15 protein-coding genes are annotated in these 19,154 nt (G+C 40.2%); all 15 read right to left on the reverse strand.

The window, feature by feature from the left end; translation table 11 throughout:
* Positions 1-56: 56 nt before the first annotated feature.
* Entirely contained in the window at positions 57-1,745 is a 1,689-nt protein-coding gene (locus tag IPH84_06350; protein ID MBK7172844.1) for a tetratricopeptide repeat protein, read from the reverse strand.
* 20 nt (positions 1,746-1,765) lie between these two features.
* Positions 1,766-2,710: a substrate-binding domain-containing protein gene (locus tag IPH84_06355; GenBank protein ID MBK7172845.1), complete on the reverse strand. Its 945-nt coding sequence runs from the start codon at positions 2,708-2,710 to the stop codon at positions 1,766-1,768.
* Positions 2,711-3,232: 522 nt separating this feature from the next.
* On the reverse strand, positions 3,233-3,712 hold the full coding sequence (locus IPH84_06360) for a hypothetical protein (GenBank protein ID MBK7172846.1): 480 nt from the start codon (positions 3,710-3,712) through the stop codon (positions 3,233-3,235).
* Positions 3,713-4,235: 523 nt separating this feature from the next.
* Positions 4,236-4,625: a DUF4361 domain-containing protein gene (locus tag IPH84_06365; protein MBK7172847.1), complete on the reverse strand. Its 390-nt coding sequence runs from the start codon at positions 4,623-4,625 to the stop codon at positions 4,236-4,238.
* 224 nt (positions 4,626-4,849) lie between these two features.
* Positions 4,850-5,062, reverse strand: a complete 213-nt coding sequence (locus IPH84_06370; protein ID MBK7172848.1) for a hypothetical protein — start codon at positions 5,060-5,062, stop codon at positions 4,850-4,852.
* 42 nt (positions 5,063-5,104) lie between these two features.
* Positions 5,105-5,434 (reverse strand): SusD/RagB family nutrient-binding outer membrane lipoprotein, encoded by a 330-nt coding sequence (locus tag IPH84_06375; protein MBK7172849.1) that lies wholly within the window; start codon positions 5,432-5,434, stop codon positions 5,105-5,107.
* Positions 5,407-6,648 (reverse strand): SusD/RagB family nutrient-binding outer membrane lipoprotein, encoded by a 1,242-nt coding sequence (locus IPH84_06380; GenBank protein ID MBK7172850.1) that lies wholly within the window; start codon positions 6,646-6,648, stop codon positions 5,407-5,409. Before IPH84_06380 ends, IPH84_06375 begins: the two co-directional genes overlap by 28 nt.
* A gap of 22 nt (positions 6,649-6,670) precedes the next feature.
* Positions 6,671-9,802 carry a SusC/RagA family TonB-linked outer membrane protein gene (locus tag IPH84_06385; protein ID MBK7172851.1) on the reverse strand — a complete coding sequence of 1,044 codons (3,132 nt, stop codon included), beginning with the start codon at positions 9,800-9,802 and terminating at the stop codon, positions 6,671-6,673.
* 787 nt (positions 9,803-10,589) lie between these two features.
* Positions 10,590-11,030, reverse strand: coding sequence for a hypothetical protein (locus IPH84_06390; protein ID MBK7172852.1), 441 nt, complete (start codon positions 11,028-11,030; stop codon positions 10,590-10,592).
* A 24-nt stretch (positions 11,031-11,054) separates the two neighbouring features.
* Complete coding sequence (locus IPH84_06395; GenBank protein ID MBK7172853.1) at positions 11,055-12,578, reverse strand: aromatic amino acid lyase; 1,524 nt, start codon at positions 12,576-12,578, stop codon at positions 11,055-11,057.
* Positions 12,579-12,688: 110 nt separating this feature from the next.
* Positions 12,689-14,191, reverse strand: a complete 1,503-nt coding sequence (gene hutH, locus IPH84_06400) for a histidine ammonia-lyase (protein MBK7172854.1) — start codon at positions 14,189-14,191, stop codon at positions 12,689-12,691.
* 144 nt (positions 14,192-14,335) lie between these two features.
* Positions 14,336-15,700: a histidine--tRNA ligase gene (locus IPH84_06405; protein MBK7172855.1), complete on the reverse strand. Its 1,365-nt coding sequence runs from the start codon at positions 15,698-15,700 to the stop codon at positions 14,336-14,338.
* 29 nt (positions 15,701-15,729) lie between these two features.
* Positions 15,730-16,206 carry a WbuC family cupin fold metalloprotein gene (locus IPH84_06410; protein MBK7172856.1) on the reverse strand — a complete coding sequence of 159 codons (477 nt, stop codon included), beginning with the start codon at positions 16,204-16,206 and terminating at the stop codon, positions 15,730-15,732.
* Positions 16,207-16,230: 24 nt separating this feature from the next.
* Positions 16,231-17,907 carry an energy-dependent translational throttle protein EttA gene (gene ettA / locus IPH84_06415; GenBank protein MBK7172857.1) on the reverse strand — a complete coding sequence of 559 codons (1,677 nt, stop codon included), beginning with the start codon at positions 17,905-17,907 and terminating at the stop codon, positions 16,231-16,233.
* A 58-nt stretch (positions 17,908-17,965) separates the two neighbouring features.
* The gene (locus tag IPH84_06420; GenBank protein ID MBK7172858.1) at positions 17,966-19,129 is read right to left on the reverse strand and encodes a glycosyltransferase; all 1,164 of its coding nucleotides are present in this window, start codon (positions 19,127-19,129) and stop codon (positions 17,966-17,968) included.
* Positions 19,130-19,154: the final 25 nt, after the last annotated feature.

Consider the following 19,154-nt stretch of genomic DNA (forward strand, 5'->3'; position numbering starts at 1 on the left):
TACGAAACAAAAATGCTCCTTTTCAAATATTTTACCTGTCCACCATAAATAACCTTCTAAGGTCGAGAGGATTTGAACTCCGGGCACCTGGGTTTTAAGTCCTTAATAGCGCTCAAGGCATTTTCATTTGCCGGATCCAGGATAGCGATTTTATCCCAATAGCTGATAGATTCACAGTATTGTTTATTCACGAGATAATAGTATCCAAGGTAGTTATATGCTTCAAGGATATCTTTATTATATTTCACAGAATCTACCGTAGCTTTTTCCAGTAATTTCTCATAAAATGGTTTTGCTATTCCTTCTTTTGTGTCAGGATCAAGGTTAGCATAAACTCTTGCTCTGAAAAGATATGCCGGTTCAAAGTCAGGGCTCATTCTATTTACAACGGCCAAAGCTGAATCGGCCAGCCCCCAGACTTTAGCATCAAAATAGGCGCGGGCCATTTTGTAATAATCGTTTGTGCTTCCCCCTGTCCTGCTTATCTTTTCCTGGTATGCAAAAGCGGCATTTTCATACTTTTTGTATTTCAGATATGAGGCTGCAATTTCATTCAGCAGGTCAGTATTTGTTGTATCAAGTTTGAAAGCCTGGGTCAGCCTGAATGCGGCTAAAGAATCCATTCCATTCTTTACCAGGATTCTTCCGAAGTACAGGTAATCCTTTGAAGTAATTTTCTCAACAGGTGAGTTATCCACAAACTTAGTAATATAATACTTTGCTTGCGGATACTGTTTTTCCTCGAAATATGAATAGGCCAGCGCCCTGTTCAGGTCATTATATGAAACAGAGTCATAGGCCTGAATTTGTGTAATTTGCTCAATTGCTTCCTTGTAGTCTTCGGTTTGGATGAGCATATTGGCATACCTTCTTTTGGCAGCAATATTGCTACTGCTCATTTCAAGGTACTTTTTAAAGTACTTTTTTGATTCGTCAGATTGGTTGGTCTTGGCATAAAGAAAACCTAATTCAAGGTAAGCTGGAGCAAAAGAAGGATCAATAGCTAAGGCATCCTGATAATAGCCTAAAGCATCCTGATAGCTTTTAATCCGGGTATAAAGCTGACCTAGTCTCAATCTTGCCCTTGTGGACTGAGGTGAAAAGTCTTGTGAACGGCGATAGTTTTCAGCAGCACGTGTGCCATTATTTAAGGTATAAATCCAATAATCCCCACGAAACAGAAAAAGATCAGGGTTTTTGTTATCCAGTGATTCCGCTCTTCTAAAAAGATCAAAAACCAAGGCAGTATCCCTGGTTCCCACCTGAACATATGCTTCTGCAATTCGAACCAGGATCGTTGCCTGGTCAGGTTTTGAGAGTCCTGACTTGGTTTTTTTGGCGGGAAGGAATGACATTGCTTTTGCAAAGTTTTCCTTTGCAAAGGTGGTTTCATTCTGAATCAGTGAAACCTTACCAAGCCCTATATAATTAAGGGCTTCATTTGGATTAGCAGATATTCCAAGATTGTAACGTTCCGCAGCTTGCTTGCCAATTTTTTTGAATGAAATATTTGCAGTATCAATGAAGTAGGAAGCAAGTTGATTTTCTCCGCTATAATAGAAATTTTTACCATTAGTAGGATCAGCTTTGATCAAGGAATTAAAAGCACTTTCAGCAGCTTCAAATTGTTGTTGATACGTCATGTTAATAGCAGAATTCAAATCCTGGCTGAAAGCAGTTCCTCTCCAAAGCAGGCTTGCTATGAGTAAAATTGCAATGAAAGATTTCTCAGTTAATAGTCGCATATTTCCTCCCGTAACTAGTGTTAGTCTTTATGTATTTCAATTAATCGAACAGGCATTGTAGCGGGCACAAGCCCTGATTTTAATACAATCCGTTGTCCTTTATCACCTGCAACAAATGAGGTGAAACCTGAGCCCAGGCCTGAAAATGTTTCTCTCCTGATCATGAATACATCTCTGCAAAATGGATAAGATTCTTCAGCAATATACCCCTGAAAAGGTTTACAAGTATTATCAATGTTTGTGCCAACTGCCAGAACTTTTATGGATTTGAGGAATCGTTGTGAGATACTGTCCTGTGTATCGCTTATCCAGTTTACACTTATAATCCCAAGAGCACTTTTATTGTTTTTAACATATTCAATGACGTCTTCATTTGAATTCACTGCAAAGCAGTTCGATGGGAATTCTCCTGCCAAAGAGAATTTCTCGCGAAAATAACGCACATTTCCCGATTTATTATTATCAAAGACTACATTAATGGGACTTTGTTGCAGTCCTGGAGTGATTTGATCCCAGCTTGTTAATTTTCCAGCAAGTATATCGTTAAATTGTTGCACAAGTATCTGTGAGTTATCATTGTCCGGATTTACGATAAGTGCCAGCGCATCATGTGCAACTATGGTTGTCCTTGGGATGAAATTATTGGCTGTAAGGTATTCCTTTTCATCTTTAGTCAGATCCCTGGTCAAGACGACTGTTCTTACAGAATCATTCATGAAATCCTTAATTACCTCATATTCCGGCTTATAAGATGCATCTATTGTGGCATCCACATAGAGTGATTGAAATGTAAATAGTTGGGTATCCAATAGCAATTGAAAGGATTCATCAACAACAATTTTTGTATGGCCACGTGTGGGTGTTTCATCCAGTTGCTGAACTCCCATTGGATTGTTGCATGAAGCACCCAATAAAAGAAGCAAACATGAAACAATAATTGGGCAGATGTATTGATTTGCTGGCATCTTTTTAGGAATTTCAGTTACATTTCGTAATAGGACATGAAGTCGGACATAAAGGAACCTACCTGGTTTTCATTATATGTATCCTGAGTATTTATGTTATGACTCATTTTCCTGATGTTTTGAGATCATTTTCACAAATCTAAAAATACCATAAGCTATGAAGAATAGGGAAAAGGCAATTTTGAGATTTGGGGGAATTCCGGGAAATACCTGTTTCAGAAACAAGGAAGCACCAAGACCGACATATACAATTGCCATAAAATAACCAAAGATGATCATGAATTTTGAAAAGAAGACCCGACCTTTAGACATTTTAAGTGATTTGATGAAGATTATAACTCCTTAATTTCCCATTTCAACTGATTCCTTCATGGACAATATCCAGGTGATTTGATATATACACCTTGAATATATGCAAAAGTAATTCATTTTACATTTTGCAATGCTAATAATATTAAGGATATGAATAAAAAAAGCCCTGCAATATGCAAGGCTTTCAGAAAGTACTAAAATTATTTTCAACTATTCTGCTTCAGGCATTTCACCAAGGTTATCCTTACTTGAAAAACCGGGTGTGTAGAAATCATTAACATTGAACTGCAGGTATTCGAATTCATTGGCTGGAAGTTCATCCAGACTTATGGAATTTGATTCGGTAAAGGTATTTACATCGAATTTCAGGTAATCGAAGCTGGATTCAGGTAATTCAGAGATTTCATTTTCAACACCTTCTGTGATATACTTACTTACATCAAATTTGAGATAATTGAAATCGGCCACCATTAAAGGAGACTGATTTGAATTATCAAGAGTATTGGATTTGGGTTTCCTTTTTTCGGTGGTTACGTTATCTCCATCCTCATTGGTAACGGTGTTTGTGATTTGATTGAACTCTTCAGCGCCTTTACCTGTCAGACTGATGATATTCTGACTATTAGCTATTGCAATACCTGAAAGAACGAACATTGAAGCAAGTGTGATAATTATGTGTGAGGTTTTCATAGTTTTGGTTATTGAACTTCTGTGTTTATAAATATGCTTGTTTTGTTTTTCGAGCATATGACGTGATGTTTTTAAAAATGTTACAAGCTTTTTAATGATTGATGAAAAAATAGGTTTGAGTTTAATTCTAACTGTTCATGAACAGTGATGTAAAAGTAGTATAGCAAGATAACTCCAATCAAATGTTTTCGATAAGCAGCCTTTAATAATCGCTATATGAATTCAACGAAGATTTAGCTATTTGACCGGTTATTCTTTGCTTTTTACCGAGTGAAACTTTTAAGTGATTTCTGTTTAGTATAAAGAACCTTTCGGCAAATTCTGAGTAATGACAGGTAATACAAGTAGAGATAATTATTAATAAGAATAGAACAGGAAAGATCTCAATTGGTTGACCAATATATTTTTTTTAACAATTAAATAACAAACTCTTCTTCTGAAAAATGTTGAGAATCAAGGTAAAAACAAAGAAGGCCGTCATTTCTGACGGCCTTCTTTTCATGAATTGATTATTTCCGGTAATCTATAAAGGAGTATACTCTTCATCGATTACGCGAGCACCTGTTCCGCCAATATAGAAATAATGGAGGAAGAAATGGCCAGTGGCTGGATCATAATAGGAACGTTCAGTGGTTGAACCAAGGATTTCAACGGGTACTCCATTTGAAAAAGATACATCGTTGGTTACAGGATCAACTGTAATATCAACAAAATAGCCTGATCCTCCGAGGTCGCCTGCAGGGATATTGCAAGTATAGGCGCTAATTGGGGTTAAGAATTTTTCTTCGTCAATTGGCCTTGGTCCAGCAGTAGGATGGGTGAATACTCCAACACACTGATATGTGCCAGCATAAAGGTTTGCTACTGCAATCTTTGTTTTAGAGTTGTTCAGAACACTCCTACCATCAGCCATAACACTTTTATAGATAAGTGTCCATTAATCACCAATAGGATTAAGACTTTCATCTGCTGGCAACGGATCACCCTTGACAGCGATGTCTTTTCTTAAATCAGCAAAGTGATTGAGAATTCCTTGGAGACTTCAGCAGTTGCATTTGCACTTGCAACATCAATGGTTGTCATTAAGACTTCTTCTGATTTACTGGCATCAGCATAGCGGTATACACGTTATACACTTCAATAGTGGTGATTCCGGGTCCTTGAGGAACGACAACCAACCAGATCGACTGTAGGTGTATTTCCAAGTTTATAGGGAACGCTTGATGTTGGACTAACGAGTCCACCGGTTTTAACATCGGCGGTCACGAGGTCTTCTGATTTATTACATGCTGTAAACAGTAGCCCAAGCATTGTAAAAATCAAAATGAACACATTTATTTTTGATTTCATACGATTTAATTTTAAGGTTGTTATTAAATTACTTGAGACTGATTAGTCAACATCCCACCAAACTTTGGTATTCAGATCATCAGCACCACCGAGCAGTCCAACGCCAGCTGAGAGATTGGTTGGATTACGGGCAGCTTCATCAGTTGGGTAAGGGAAGCGAACGGGGATTTTACCATCGTTCATTCCATCTTCAGCAGGAGTAAGCACTGGGTAACCTGTTCTTCTCCATTCGATCCAGCTTTGCAAGCCCTGGTCGAAAGATGCTGCCCAACGTTGAGTACTGATAAGTTCCATTGCATGTGCAGGATCCCAGCCAAACACATCTTTGGCGATAAAATCAGCAGCTAATGAATCAGTAGTAGCACCATCCATTGGGAGGTATCCATAGCCATCAACAGCTGTGACAAGAGCGTCGCCAAATTGCGCATAGGATCCATAGATACCTTCATAATAGAAGGCCTCAGCAGCTGTGTTACCACCTGGAATGTATCCTTTGAAAGCGGCTTCAGCAAGAATGAACTGTAAGTTCCGCATAGCTCATGAGCATACCAGGAAGAGGAGCTGGCCAGTAAAATCTTTAGCACCAACCTTCGATGTATTTTTGATCCCGCCATCATTATAGGCAAGCGCTTTAGCAGAAGTGAGACCATTTGGCATTCCTTCAAAAGTGTTCCACGACCTGATTTCTCAGCATAGAGGCAAATCCTATAATCAAGATTAGGTGAATTTGTCCACATCATATCAGTGAGTGTTTTACTAACACGATGATCATCACGGGTTTTCCTGTTTTCGTTTATCGGGTGGTTATTTGGAGCAGATCCGAGATATTGGAGAGCAGCATTATCGGAATTGCTTTCAAAAACTGGATAAGTTGCAGCATCTGCTACCATTTTTGACATTTCAGTAGTAACAAAAGCGGCATCTTTAGCTGACATACGAAGGAGAAGACGCATTCTCAGAGAGTTGGCGAATTTTTTCCATTTCATAATATCATTATCAAAAAGTATATCACCTTCGATATCGCCACCATCTTCACTCAAGAGTGAGTTGGCGGTTTCCAGTTTGGCAATTACATCCCTATAGATGGTTTCCTGTGAATCATATGCAGGAAGAGTGTTCTCAGAACCTTTCCAGGCATCGGTATAAGGAACCGGGCCGAACATATCAGTAAGCAGGGTGGAGATATATCCTTTGAGGACCAGGGCAATACCCTGATAGTTGTTATGTTGACGATCGACTGCAACATTGTACAGGGTTTGCACGTCCATTCCGTTTGCAGCATAGAAGCTTGACCAAGTTGCATTAACAACAGAAGTACGATAGATATAACGATCTTCATCGGTATATTGACATTTGGCTTCATGCTGAGCCCAGCAATTCCCCATTTCTTCCCCTACGAAAATTTCATGTACGCGGTCGGTCATACTCTCGATAGCACTGGTGAGAAGCATTCCGGGGGCAGCTTTTTCAAGGCCTGCATTGTTAGGGTCGGTATTGATCGACTCAAAATCTTTTGTGCAGGCACCTATTATTAAAAGAACTGCAGTTAAGGCAACAGCAATTCCGGCGATTCGTATTTTTTTCATGTGTTTTCTAATTTAAGAGTTACTAAAATTTCACGCCAATGTTGAATCCAAGGCTCTTAGCTGATGGTAGCTGTCCGAATTCCAGACCCTGGGCATTTCCAAGATTGAAGGAGGTTTCGGGGTCAACATGGGGAACTACACTGTAAATGAGTGCCAGGTTTCTGCCAACGACTGAAATAGTGAGGTCGTTTAGCGGGAGATTTCCAAGTTTCTTGAATGTGTATCCAAAGCGAAGTTCGCGGAGTTTTACATAACTTCCATCAAACACACTACCTGCACAAATACTATTACTGAAAGCAGCGTGATTATATTCTTCAGAAGTAACAACTACATCATTTGGAACGTATGTAATGTTTCCATTAGCATCAGTAGTTTCTTTAACACCATCACCCACAATTCCACCTTCTCTTCCGATGAGTGTTTCATCCAGTGCTCCTGCATATCTGCCCCAGGCGTTTGTCATGGAATAGATTTCGCCACCCATATGAATGTCGATCAGGACGCTTGCAGTGATACCCTTGTAGTTGAATTCGTTGAAGAAACCACCTACCCAATCCGGTTGATAATTACCTAGGATTTTCAGGTCACCTTTAACAGGAACTCCGGCACGATGGATGATATTACCATCATCATCACGGAGGAAGTCAGCACCATACAATGATCCAAAAGGCTGGCCAGGAATAGCCATAACCTTTATATCCCAATAGGTACCTAATTCATATTGTTCAACACCAGGAGCAAGTGATACAACTTCATTATTATTTTTAGCGAAGTTGAAGTTAACATTCCAGCTAAATCCTGAAGGATCTTTAAATGGAGTAGCACCGAGAGAAATTTCAACCCCTTTATTACGGATTTCACCGGCATTGATAGTCTTGGAGGTATATCCGGATGCAGGTGAAACAGGGATACTGATGATCTGGTCAGTGGTTTTGGTGTCATAATAAGTAACTTCCAGGCTAATCCTATCCATGAGGAATTTAAACTCAGCGCCCAATTCTATTGAATGGGTGAACTGAGGGCTAAGATCAGCATTAGGAAGGTTGTTAGGAACGAATTGGTTGAGATATTTTGTTGCTGAGTTCCAGCCGTCTCCAAAGCTTAGTACTGGCAGGAGGGAATAAGGATCGGTATCACTACCTACTTTTGCCCAACTTGCCCTTATTTTAGCAAATGATAAGGTTTTTGATTTAACGCTCAACATATCAGTGATTATACCACTAGCTGTAACTGAAGGGTAGAAGTATGAATTCTTGCCATCTGGCAGAGTACTCGACCAGTCATTTCTGCCTGTGAAATCCAGGAAGAGGTAGTTATTGTATGAGAATTGACCGGAGAAGTATAAACTGTTAATCCTTTTCTGGCGGTCGGTACTGGTGGTACGTAAGGCAACTCTAGAGTTTGTAAGTGTATAAACATCGGCTACTGCAAGTTCATCAGCAGCGCCAAATGTCTGGTGATAGAACTGATTCATTGAACTTCCCCCTGCATTCAAAGTAAAGCCTAAGTTTTGAGTTAGCTTACTGTCGAACATGATGAGAAAGTCATTGTTGATTTGTTTGAAGGTAGAGAGAGATTCAGTATAATATCCGTAAGGGTTATCGATATCATTGAAAGCGGCTCTTTCAGTGTTGAGGTTATTATAACCATCCACACCTGTTCTCACAAATGCTGATAAATGATCAGTAAACTGATATTGAACCTTTGCGTTTCCATAAATTCTATCCCTGTCCAGTTTATTGGTGTTTTCATTGAGAGTGAAATAGGGATTATTATGGTAATTGTAATTCCAGTTATATTTTGAGCCATCCTCATTGTAATAGTTTTTCAGGTCAGTATAATTAACCTGGCGTGCAGCCCAAATGAATTGTTGCATAACGTTTTGAGCATCATAACCGTAACCTGGAAGGTTTTCGCTATTAGCCATAACATAGTTTGCAGAACCGGAGATATTCAGTTTTTCCGTTGGATTTGCTGATGCCCCGATAGCCAATGTATTCTTCTTATAATCGGTGTTTGGGAGCATCCCTTTCTGGTTCATGTTGGTATATGAAAGCCTGAAACTGGCATCTTTACTCCCGCCTGATACAGCAACATTGGTTGTTGAAGTGGTACCTGTTTCCAGAAAGTCTTTAATATTATCAGGATGTGAAATCCAGGGAGTAGGTTGACGGACACCATCAACAACAGGTGAGTCATATTGAGGAATAAGTAAACCAGCATCCATTTTTGGGCCCCAGCTTTCATCAACTCCATCATTTACACCTCCATTGGCTCCATCAACGTATTCAAATTGACCAGCAGAGCCTTGTCCGTATCCATTTTGATAATTAGGGAGTCTGAGCGGAGTTTCAAAAGTGGTTGAATTGGAAAGTTCAACGCCAAGGCCTTTGGCTTTTCGCATATTTGAACTTAATGAACCTGCTTTGGTGGTAATAAGCACAACACCATTTGCAGCTAATGAACCATAAAGAGCGGCAGCATTAGGTCCTTTAAGAACGGAGATACTTTCAATATCATCCGGGTTAATATCGGCGGCACCATTTCCCCTGTTTACACCATCAGTACCATCGCCACTGAATTCTGAGTTGCTGAGAGGAATACCATCAACAATAAAAAGTGGTTGGCTGTTGGTTTTGAGTGAGGAAGCTCCGCGGATAACGATTCTTGAAGAAGAACCTACTGCACCGGAAGCGTTGGTGATTTGTACACCGGACACCTTACCACTGAGAGAATTAATGATATTGGTTTCCTTTGCTTTAGAAATTTCGTCGCCTTTAACATCCTGTACGGAATATCCCAGGGATTTTTTTTCACGGGAGATACCCAAAGCTGTGACAATAACACCTTCTACAATTTGTGCTTCACTTTGCAATACCACATCTATAACGTTAGATGCACCGATTGCCAATTCAGTGGTTTTCAGCCCAATGAAGGTAAAAACCAAAGTGGTAGCGTCTTTAGGGACAGTTAACTGGTACTTGCCGTCAATGTCAGTCAAGGTGCCTGATGTGGTTCCTTTAATAAGAACTGTAACACCAGGTATACCGTTGCCGTCGTCGGCACTGGTAACTTTACCTGTAATTGTTCGTTGTGCAAGCACCTGCATGCCGGTAAAAAGCAGCAGTGCAAGCAAAATGCTTAGTTTTCTCATAAACTGGTGGTTTTGATTAGTTAGATGGTTGGTTAGATTGGTTGAAATTTTAAACAAAGCTTTTAATGTTTATCATAGGCAATTCGCTGGTTTATTAACGTATCATTAATCAACTGTTAAGTATTGTTAAAAATCGCGTGAATTTACTTAATAAAGTTTAGTAAACTTTAGAAAGTAAAAAAAAAATTTACACTTAATGCTTAATTGTCTAGCTTTCCGAGTAAAGATAATTTACAAAATGGCATAAAATTCTTTTTTTTACATAGTTTCAGTAAAAAAAATGCATTTATACTTTAGCGATTGTATTTCACAATATGAAATTAGTCATTATTAAGATCAATAAAGTGCTTGTTGCATTTTAGTAATTAACATATTTATTCACAAATAGAAGAGGCTGACAAATGCCAGCCTCAGAATTAACCAACCACCTCAACCGAACCACCAGTTGAGACTATCTTTAAAATTGTTCTTTAATTTTTCTACAAAAAGTATGTGCATACATTTTCTAAACTTTGAAGTGATATACCATTTCTTTATAATACATTCAATCACTTAGTGCTTCTATTAAAAGATGCCCTGGAAACATCACTCATAAAGCATCATAAGTATTTCCTGCTTTTCTTTGGATATTATCTTCAAATGTAAATCATGGATTTTTCATCGAAAAAAGAATTCGATGAAATCAGAAGAAATTGCGTTGAAAGGCTGAAAAGAGGGAATGAAGAATTTACCGTCTGAAGACTGTTAATTACCGGGTAAAAAGCAGTAATAGTAGAATTACTGAATATTAGCGCATTATTTTAAGAAATGATGAGTATGCGAAAATAAACATGGCAGTAAGCAGAACGTTAATGGTGGGCATATTGAAACCCTTGATAAACAGAAGCGGTGAAATCAGGATCATGATCTGGGAAGCTGTATAGAAATGGAATCCCACTTTTTTAAGTTGCCACATTAATATTGCTCCAATGAAAGCGATCATATATAACAATCCGCTTGTTAGCAGGAAAAATCTTCCACCGGAAAGAAGTAGTTTGATAAGGTCTTGTTGCTCGGTGTCCCAGGTTTTAGGTTCCAGAGTAAGGAAGAAATTGTAGAAGGCGCCAATCGTTCCATAAGCGAAAGCTCCCAGGCCACTTCCAATAAATGTGAGGATACAAAGAAATTTCAGAATCCTGATTCTTTGAGCCTGGAATAAAGGGTCAGATGGAATTTGATTTTCAGACATTTTCTTGTATAATGAGGTGTTTCCTTATTCCAGGCTACCTACGATTTTTTCAACTTCTTCAAGAATTTCGCAACTCTTAACCAGTTTTTTCATTGCATTATGGTCGTTATAGAGAGGCCGGTCGACTTCAAGGAATTCAACATAACGACGAATCACTTCATGTGCTTTTTTCACTCCGGGGCCAAAATTATATTCTCTGAAGTCCAGGGCCTGAGCGGCTGCCATTAGTTCAATTCCTAATATACCGTATGCATTGTCCAGTATCTGGAAATTCTTAATTGCAGTATTCATTCCCATGCTGACAAAATCTTCCTGGTCAGCTGCTGCAGGAATAGATTGAATACAAGCAGGTGCAGATAGTATACGTTGTTCAACAATCTGCATATCGGCGGTATACTGACTCAGCATTAATCCGGAGAACATTCCGGCACCTTTTGTGAGGAAAGCAGGGAGTCCAACACTCAGGGCTGGATTATTGAGACGGTTCATTCTTCGCTCACTCAGTACACTTACCATAGTGATTACATACCCGGCCATATCCATTGGGACTGCAACCGGAGAGCCCTGGAAGTTAGCCCCGGATAATTGAATATTTTCTTCCGGGAAAAAGATTGGATTATCTCCTACGCCATTCAATTCAATTTCGACCTGAGAACGGGCATATTTAAGTGCATCATGCGCGGCGCCTATTACCTGAGGGGTTGATCTCATGCTATAGGCATCCTGTACTTTACATTTTACACGACCTTCGGCCAGGTCACCGCCTGTTACCATTTTCCTTATGGCAGCTGCAGAACGGACAGCTCCGGCAAAACCACGGACTTCATGAAGCCGTGGCAGGTAAGGTTTCATATTTGCTTTTAATGCTTCCAGCGACATTGATGTTGCAATTTCAGCCTGTTTTAGCCAGTTATTGGCATCAAACAGAAAGATTGCACTCATCGCAGTGAGTACATTAGAGCCGTTGATGGTAGCGAGTCCGTCACGTGCCTGCAGTCCGGGAACAGGGATTCCCGCAAGATTCAGCGCTTCTTTCCCTTCAAGGAGTTCGCCCTGGAAGTATGCTTTCCCTTCACCCATCATTAAAAGAGCAATTTGTGACATGGGTGCAAGGTCTCCGCAAGCGCCTACTGAACCTTTCTGGCAAACATAAGGGGTTACTCCCTTATTTAGCATATCCACCAGGGTTTGAGTGATTTCAAGCCTGCAGCCTGAATTCCCATGCGCATGAACATTGATTCTGCCAAGCATTGCACCCCTGACATACTCAAGAGGCATGGGGTCGCCAATCCCGGCTGCATGATTATAGATCAGGTATTTCTGAAAATCTTTCACCTGGTCATCAGTCAGAACGACTTCTGAAAATTCACCAATACCTGTATTCACTCCATACATAATTTCTCCGGCAAGGATCTTCTTTTCCAGCATTGCTCTGCACCTATCGATACGGGTAATGGCATCAGGATGCAATTCTACTTTCTGGTTATGACGTGAAACATTGACAACGTCTTCAATACTAAGTCCGTTCCCGGTTATGATAAGTGTCATGCTAAATGTGTTATTGGATTAACAATAGCGGCAAATTTCAAAAAATAATGATTCCCTCCAACTAATTCTTAAACTTTGTTTTTAAAAAGGGTCAAGATGAGTTACAAAAATCAGATGGAAGGAATCGTAAAATCCCGTTTCTGAGTGAATTCATAGGAGTTATCCATCATCTTATACATTAATGCATCATCCTCAATAAATGGAACGGTTTTCCTGTATTCTGACAATAATGTCTTCAGGAAGGAAGAGGTTTCATTCATGCCTCGAAACTCAAGAGCCTGGCTTCCGACCATGAGTTCAATTGCGATAATACGTTCTACATTCTTCACCACCCGAAGGGCTTTGGTGGCAGCATTAGCTCCCATGCTGACGTGGTCTTCCTGTTCATTGGATGATGTAATGGAATCTACAGAGCAAGGGGTGGAGAGTTGTTTATTCTGGCTAACAACGGATGCAGCAGCATATTGAGGGATCATAAAACCTGAGTTCAGTCCCGGGTGAGGAGTGAGAAATTCCGGCAATCCTCGTTGTCCTGAAATTAATCTATAGACCCTGCGCTCAGCTATATTTCCAAGTTCCGACAAGGCTATTGAGAGAAAATCCATTGCAAATGCCAGAGGTTCACCATGAAAGTTTCCTCCAGAAAGGATGAGATCTTCATCGGGGAAAAGGGTTGGGTTATCAGTAACTGAATTTATTTCCCGTTGAATAACCTGAGAAACATGGTTTAGTGTATCCTTTACTGCTCCGTGAACCTGCGGAACACACCGAAATGAATAAGGGTCCTGAACAGCTTTACCTGGTTTTTGAATCAGTTTGCTGTCAGCCAGAATTGCCCGAATATTCCTGGCTGTTTCAATTTGACCAGGATGAGGTCGTACCTTTTGAATTTCCTCTCTGAAAGGATCGATTCTGCCGTTGTATCCTTCAATAGATATTGCAGCTGTGATATCGGCAAGTTTAATCAGGCGCATTGCTTTCAGAACAACCATTACCCCGTGGGCACTCATAAATTGTGTCCCATTGAGCAGGGCGAGACCTTCTTTTGATTGTAGTTCAATCACAGGAATCCCTAATTCCTGCATTATTTCCAATGAAGGGCGGGTTTTACCATTGTGATTAATTTCTCCCAATCCCAGTAAAGGGAGAACAAGGTGAGCCAGGGGGGCAAGATCTCCTGATGCACCGAGGGATCCTAATTCCCTTACAACAGGATAGGCCTTATGATTATATAAGTCAACCAATCTTTGAACGGTTTCAATCTGAACTCCAGATTTGCCAATGGATAATCCATATATTTTCAATAGCAGCATCAATTGAACGATCTCATTAGAAACAGGATCGCCAATACCACATGCATGGGAGATGACCAGGTTTTTCTGGAGTTGAGCGAGATCTTCAATGGAAATGGACCGGTTGCATAAAGATCCAAATCCGGTAGTTATTCCATAGATGGGCTCTGTTTGGTTCTTTATTTTCTCATCCAGATAGGTTCTGCACCGGGTTATTTTTTCTCTCGCAGCGAATGAGAGTTCAATACGTGTATTATCAGATATGATTTTATTGATCAGATCGAAAGACAGCAATGTTGAGTCAATTGAAAATGTATTCATATAAAGGAATCATTTAAAGTATATTGTTCATGATAAATACAAAAACAGTTAACAGAGTTTTGCCCCTGTAAAGCCCAAAATTACAGGCTGGTCCTGTTGATTTGAACAATAAAATTAAGATTCCAGTTAAAGATCATATTGTGATTAATTTCCGAGAAGTATTTCAATTATTTTTTCAGGGTTATATGCACCTTGTTCTCCAGTAATCATATTTTTCATTTGATAGATGCCAGTTGCAACTTCATTGCTACCAATGATGATCATAAAAGGTATTTTCTTTGAATCAGCATAGCCAAATTGTTTTTTCATCTTTGCTGCTTCAGGGTATAATTCAGCTGAAATCCCTGCCTGCTGGAGTTGAGTAAGAAAGCGAAGGCTTTCAATTTCTTCTGATCCGCCGAAATTAGCCAAAAGCACTTTAGTGGCTTGTTCTGTACCTTTGGGAAATAAAGATAATTCATTCAAAACATCATAGATTCTATCGGCCCCAAATGAGATACCCACGCCAGATACATCAGGTAATCCGAAAATTCCAGTAAGGTCATCGTACCTGCCACCACCGCTTATACTGCCCATTTGAACATTTGAAGCCTTTACTTCAAGTATGGCACCGGTATAATAATTCAGTCCACGGGCGAGGGTAAGGTCCAATTCTACCTGAGTATTAAGGTGAATGGCTTCAAGATAGGTAAACACTTTTTCAAGTTCTTCAATTCCTTTTAATCCGATGTTTGATGATTGCAGGATTGAAGTTAATTGCTGCAATTTTTCCCTATTGGTTCCTTCCAGGTAGAGTATCGGTTGTAGTTTTTCAATACTATCGCTGCTCAAATTCTTCTCAGCTAGTTCCTTATTTACGTTATCAACGCCAATTTTATCAAGTTTATCAATAGCAACAGTGATATCGATGATCTTGTCAGGTTCTCCAATAATTTCAGCTATTCCGGCTAATATTTTACGATTATTTATTTTAACGACCACCTGGATACCAAGCCTTTTGAATACTTCATCGGTGATGCGGATGAGTTCCACTTCATAAAGAAGGGATGTAGAGCCTATTACATCAACATCGCACTGATAAAATTCCCGGTATCTTCCTTTTTGCGGGCGATCTGCACGCCAAACAGGTTGAATCTGGTATCGCTTGAAGGGGAATATCAATTCATTTTTATGTTGCACAACAAACCTTGCGAAAGGCACAGTGAGGTCGTACCTTAAACCTTTTTCACTGATTGAACGAAGGATTTTCCCAGGGTCTTTCGATAATAGAAGAGAATCATCGGTTCCTGAGAGAAAATCACCTGAATTCAGTACCTTAAAGATTAGTTTATCACCTTCTTCACCATATTTCCCCAACAGAGTGGAAAGGTTTTCCATAGCAGGTGTTTCGATAGGTTCATAACCATATAGTCTGAAAACGCTACGAATTGTATCAAAAATGTAATTCCTCCTTGCCATTTCGGAAGGTGAGAAGTCACGTGTACCTTTGGGTATTGAGGGTAATGCCATAATAAGTTGTAAATGATTCTTTTTGATTTTCATTCAGGACTGATGATGTTGAGCCTGGTAAATACCGATTGCAGAAAAGTCTTTGCATCAACAGAACCTTCGGGAGGAGCCCATGGAGCTGAAGACCCCTCTGAATGAGGAATAAAGGGCCCTTCTTTAATTTCGTAAACTACAGAGTTTGCCTCCAGGGCGGTAAGCATATGGTAGCATCCTTCTTCAAATTCAACGCCATAAGTTCCAAGATCAGAGCTAAGTATGGCATGATCCCTGATCGTTCCATCATTATTGAATGTTACTGCTAAAATTGTACCCCTGAGAATCACGAAAGATTCTTCCTTATTTTCATGCCGGTGCGGCCGAATATAAGTCCATGGTTCCAAGGCATTCAGAAGGCGTTGAACGGGGTCAGATAATTCAGGATGGAAATTATAATTCATCCTCAGCCGATGCGATGACTTCGCTTTTGAAGAAACTTCATCCAGCAGTGTGGTGGTAATTTTAATCATTTGAGTGATTGTAAGATTCCTGGTTTAAGCCAGAAGTTTTTTGTACCGAATTCTCTTAGGTCCTTCATCTCCAAGGCGTTTCCGTCTGTTTTCCTCATAATCGGTATATCCGCCTTCGAAATAATAGACCTGTGAATTTCCTTCAAACGCAAGGATATGGGTAGCCACCCTGTCGAGGAACCAACGGTCGTGAGAGATAACTACAACGCAGCCTGCAAAATCTTCCAGGCCTTCTTCGAGAGCGCGTAGCGTATTGATATCGATGTCGTTGGTGGGCTCATCGAGAAGTAAAACATTTGCTTCACTTTTCAAGGTGAGAGCCAGGTGTAGCCTGTTTTTTTCTCCGCCTGAAAGTATCCCGGTTTTTTTGCCCTGATCGGGGCCATTGAAGTTAAAACGCGAAACGTAGGCCCTGCTATTGATTAACCGGCCTCCCATTTGTAGTTGTTCATTTCCTTCGGAGATGACTTCCCAAACATTTTTCTCAGGGTCGATGGAGGAGTGGGCCTGATCGATATAGCCTATTTTAACAGTTTCTCCCACCTTAAATTCCCCTTTATCAGGAGTTTCCAATCCCATGATCATACGGAACAAGGTAGTTTTACCGGCCCCGTTTGGTCCTATAATTCCCACAATTCCGCCGGGAGGCAGTGCAAAATTCAAATCTTCGAAGAGTAGTTTGTCGCCGAAAGCCTTTGATACACCTGCAGCTTCTATCACATTGTTACCTAACCTGGGGCCATTTGGAATAAATATTTCCAACCTTTCTTCCTTTTGTTTTACATCTTCATCCAGCAATTTCTCGTAGGATGTCAGACGGGCTTTTCCTTTTGCATGGCGGGCTTTAGGAGCCATTCTTACCCATTCTAGTTCTCTTTCGAGCGTTTTCCTGCGTTTGCTTTCAGTTTTTTCTTCCATTTCAAGTCGTTTCGACTTTTGTTCGAGCCAGGAAGAGTAATTTCCTTTCCATGGAATTCCTTCACCCCGGTCGAGTTCAAGAATCCAACCTGCGACATTGTCGAGGAAGTAACGGTCGTGGGTCACGGCTATTACAGTACCTTTATATTGCCGAAGATGCAATTCGAGCCATTCGACGCTTTCTGCATCCAGGTGATTGGTAGGTTCATCGAGAAGGAGGATATCCGGCTCCTGCAGCAATAAGCGGCAAAGTGCTACCCGGCGACGTTCACCACCGGAGCAAACGGCAATGGATGTATCTCCATCCGGACAACGTAAGGCATCCATTGCTCTTTCCAGTTTTGTGTCCAGTTCCCAGGCACCGTGATGATCGAGTAATTCAGTAAGCTGACCTTGCCTGGTGATCAGTTTATCCATTTCATCATCAGTTAAAGGCTCTGCAAAGCGATTATTCACTTCTTCATATTCCTTTAACAGGTCAACAATTGGCTGAACACCTTCCTGAACAATCTCCTTCACCGTTTTTGCATCATCCAGGTGAGGTTCCTGTTCAAGAATCCCCACAGAATATCCCGGAGAAAAGACTACCTCTCCAAGAAATGATTTGTCAAGTCCGGCAATGATCCTGAGCAGACTTGATTTACCTGAACCATTTAAGCCGATGATGCCAATTTTGGCACCATAATAAAAGGAGAGATAAATATTTTTCAGAACCTGTTTATTAGGAGGGAAAATTTTTCCGACCCCAACCATTGAAAAAATAATTTTTTTGTCGTCGCTCATAAGAAAAATCCAATCTTGTTATTTTAATTATCCGTTGAAACCTGTTTTTGTTTTGTCCTTATTTCAATATAAACAGTTTTTCCAAAGCTGAGGTTGAAGAATCCCAGTTATAGTTTTTCAGAATATATTGTTGTCCATTAAGAGCTATAGAATGTGCAAGAGTCAAATTAGTAAGGAGTTGATATAGATGTTCTGCAAATTCTTCTGTAGCTGAGCCTACCAGGATCTCTTTGTTTTCGGTTGCACCCAGGGCATTGTTTGCCAGGGGTGATGTAATACAAGGGATCTGCATTGACATTGCCTCAAGGAGTTTGTTTTGCAGTCCGGTACCTATACGCATAGGGGCAATGAAAACACGGGAGGAGGCATAGCATTCCCTGATATCCGGCACCCAGCCACTAACTGTGATATTTTCTGCTGCCAATGCTTTAACTTTTGGATGAGGGTTGGCTCCAGCCAATAGCAGGCTGACCAGAGGAATTCTTTGCCTTAGAAGGGGAATAATTTCTTTGGCAAGATATTCTGCTGCGTCCACATTTGGAGGATAGCCCATATTACCCGTGAAAACCACATCATACTTTTTATTGGACTGCCTGGGTTTAAAGTATTCAGAATCAACGCCATTTGGTATAACAACAATCTGATTTTTATCTTCATGCGGGATCAGTTCCCTGTCGGGTTCAGAGATGATGGTTTTGTGATTGAAATTGTTAAAAACAAAGTTTTCATATTTCAGAAGCCTCTTATATTCCCAGAAATAAAGCGGCTTCATAAATAAAGGGGAATTAGAAAGCCGACGTTTCATGCCCATGGAAAAAACATCCTGGTAATCCAGGGTTTTTTGTTGAGGTAAAAGCCTTGCATATTCTGCCATACGGATAAGTTGACAAAAAATATGATCAGGATTGGTGTCAGAAACAATTTTCTGAATCTTTTTAAGTATTCCGGATCTGAAGAAATAGCCTACCTGGAAGGGTTTCCCATTGAAAAGTACCTTGATGATATTGAATAAGAGTCCCGGTTTAGAAAGTTTGAAAACATGAATTTTATGACAATATTCCTGAAGGATTTCAATGCTTTTGGGATGAATTTTCTGATCAGATAAAGCAATTAGGGTGATTTCATGATTCTTTGCAAGCGTCCGGATTTGGTGGAATGCCCTCAGTTTATCCCCTTTTTCAGTAGGATAAGGTACACGTGAGAGGAGGATGATCAGTTTCATTCCGGGCTATGCTTAAAGAAAGGCA

Source organism: Bacteroidales bacterium (genome assembly GCA_016707785.1).
Classification (GTDB): domain Bacteria; phylum Bacteroidota; class Bacteroidia; order Bacteroidales; family UBA4417; genus UBA4417.

Excerpts from the sequence above, each read along its gene's own strand:
- IPH84_06350 (MBK7172844.1), bottom strand. The coding sequence starts at position 1,745 with ATGCGACTATTAACTGAGAAATCTTTCATTGCAATTTTACTCATAGCA.
- IPH84_06355 (MBK7172845.1), bottom strand. The coding sequence starts at position 2,710 with ATGCCAGCAAATCAATACATCTGCCCAATTATTGTTTCATGTTTGCTT.
- IPH84_06360 (MBK7172846.1), bottom strand. The coding sequence starts at position 3,712 with ATGAAAACCTCACACATAATTATCACACTTGCTTCAATGTTCGTTCTT.
- IPH84_06365 (MBK7172847.1), bottom strand. The coding sequence starts at position 4,625 with ATGGCTGATGGTAGGAGTGTTCTGAACAACTCTAAAACAAAGATTGCA.
- IPH84_06370 (MBK7172848.1), bottom strand. The coding sequence starts at position 5,062 with ATGAAATCAAAAATAAATGTGTTCATTTTGATTTTTACAATGCTTGGG.
- IPH84_06375 (MBK7172849.1), bottom strand. The coding sequence starts at position 5,434 with ATGGATGGTGCTACTACTGATTCATTAGCTGCTGATTTTATCGCCAAA.
- IPH84_06380 (MBK7172850.1), bottom strand. The coding sequence starts at position 6,648 with ATGAAAAAAATACGAATCGCCGGAATTGCTGTTGCCTTAACTGCAGTT.
- IPH84_06385 (MBK7172851.1), bottom strand. The coding sequence starts at position 9,802 with ATGAGAAAACTAAGCATTTTGCTTGCACTGCTGCTTTTTACCGGCATG.
- IPH84_06390 (MBK7172852.1), bottom strand. The coding sequence starts at position 11,030 with ATGTCTGAAAATCAAATTCCATCTGACCCTTTATTCCAGGCTCAAAGA.
- IPH84_06395 (MBK7172853.1), bottom strand. The coding sequence starts at position 12,578 with ATGACACTTATCATAACCGGGAACGGACTTAGTATTGAAGACGTTGTC.
- hutH (MBK7172854.1), bottom strand. The coding sequence starts at position 14,191 with ATGAATACATTTTCAATTGACTCAACATTGCTGTCTTTCGATCTGATC.
- IPH84_06405 (MBK7172855.1), bottom strand. The coding sequence starts at position 15,700 with ATGGCATTACCCTCAATACCCAAAGGTACACGTGACTTCTCACCTTCC.
- IPH84_06410 (MBK7172856.1), bottom strand. The coding sequence starts at position 16,206 with ATGATTAAAATTACCACCACACTGCTGGATGAAGTTTCTTCAAAAGCG.
- ettA (MBK7172857.1), bottom strand. The coding sequence starts at position 17,907 with ATGAGCGACGACAAAAAAATTATTTTTTCAATGGTTGGGGTCGGAAAA.
- IPH84_06420 (MBK7172858.1), bottom strand. The coding sequence starts at position 19,129 with ATGAAACTGATCATCCTCCTCTCACGTGTACCTTATCCTACTGAAAAA.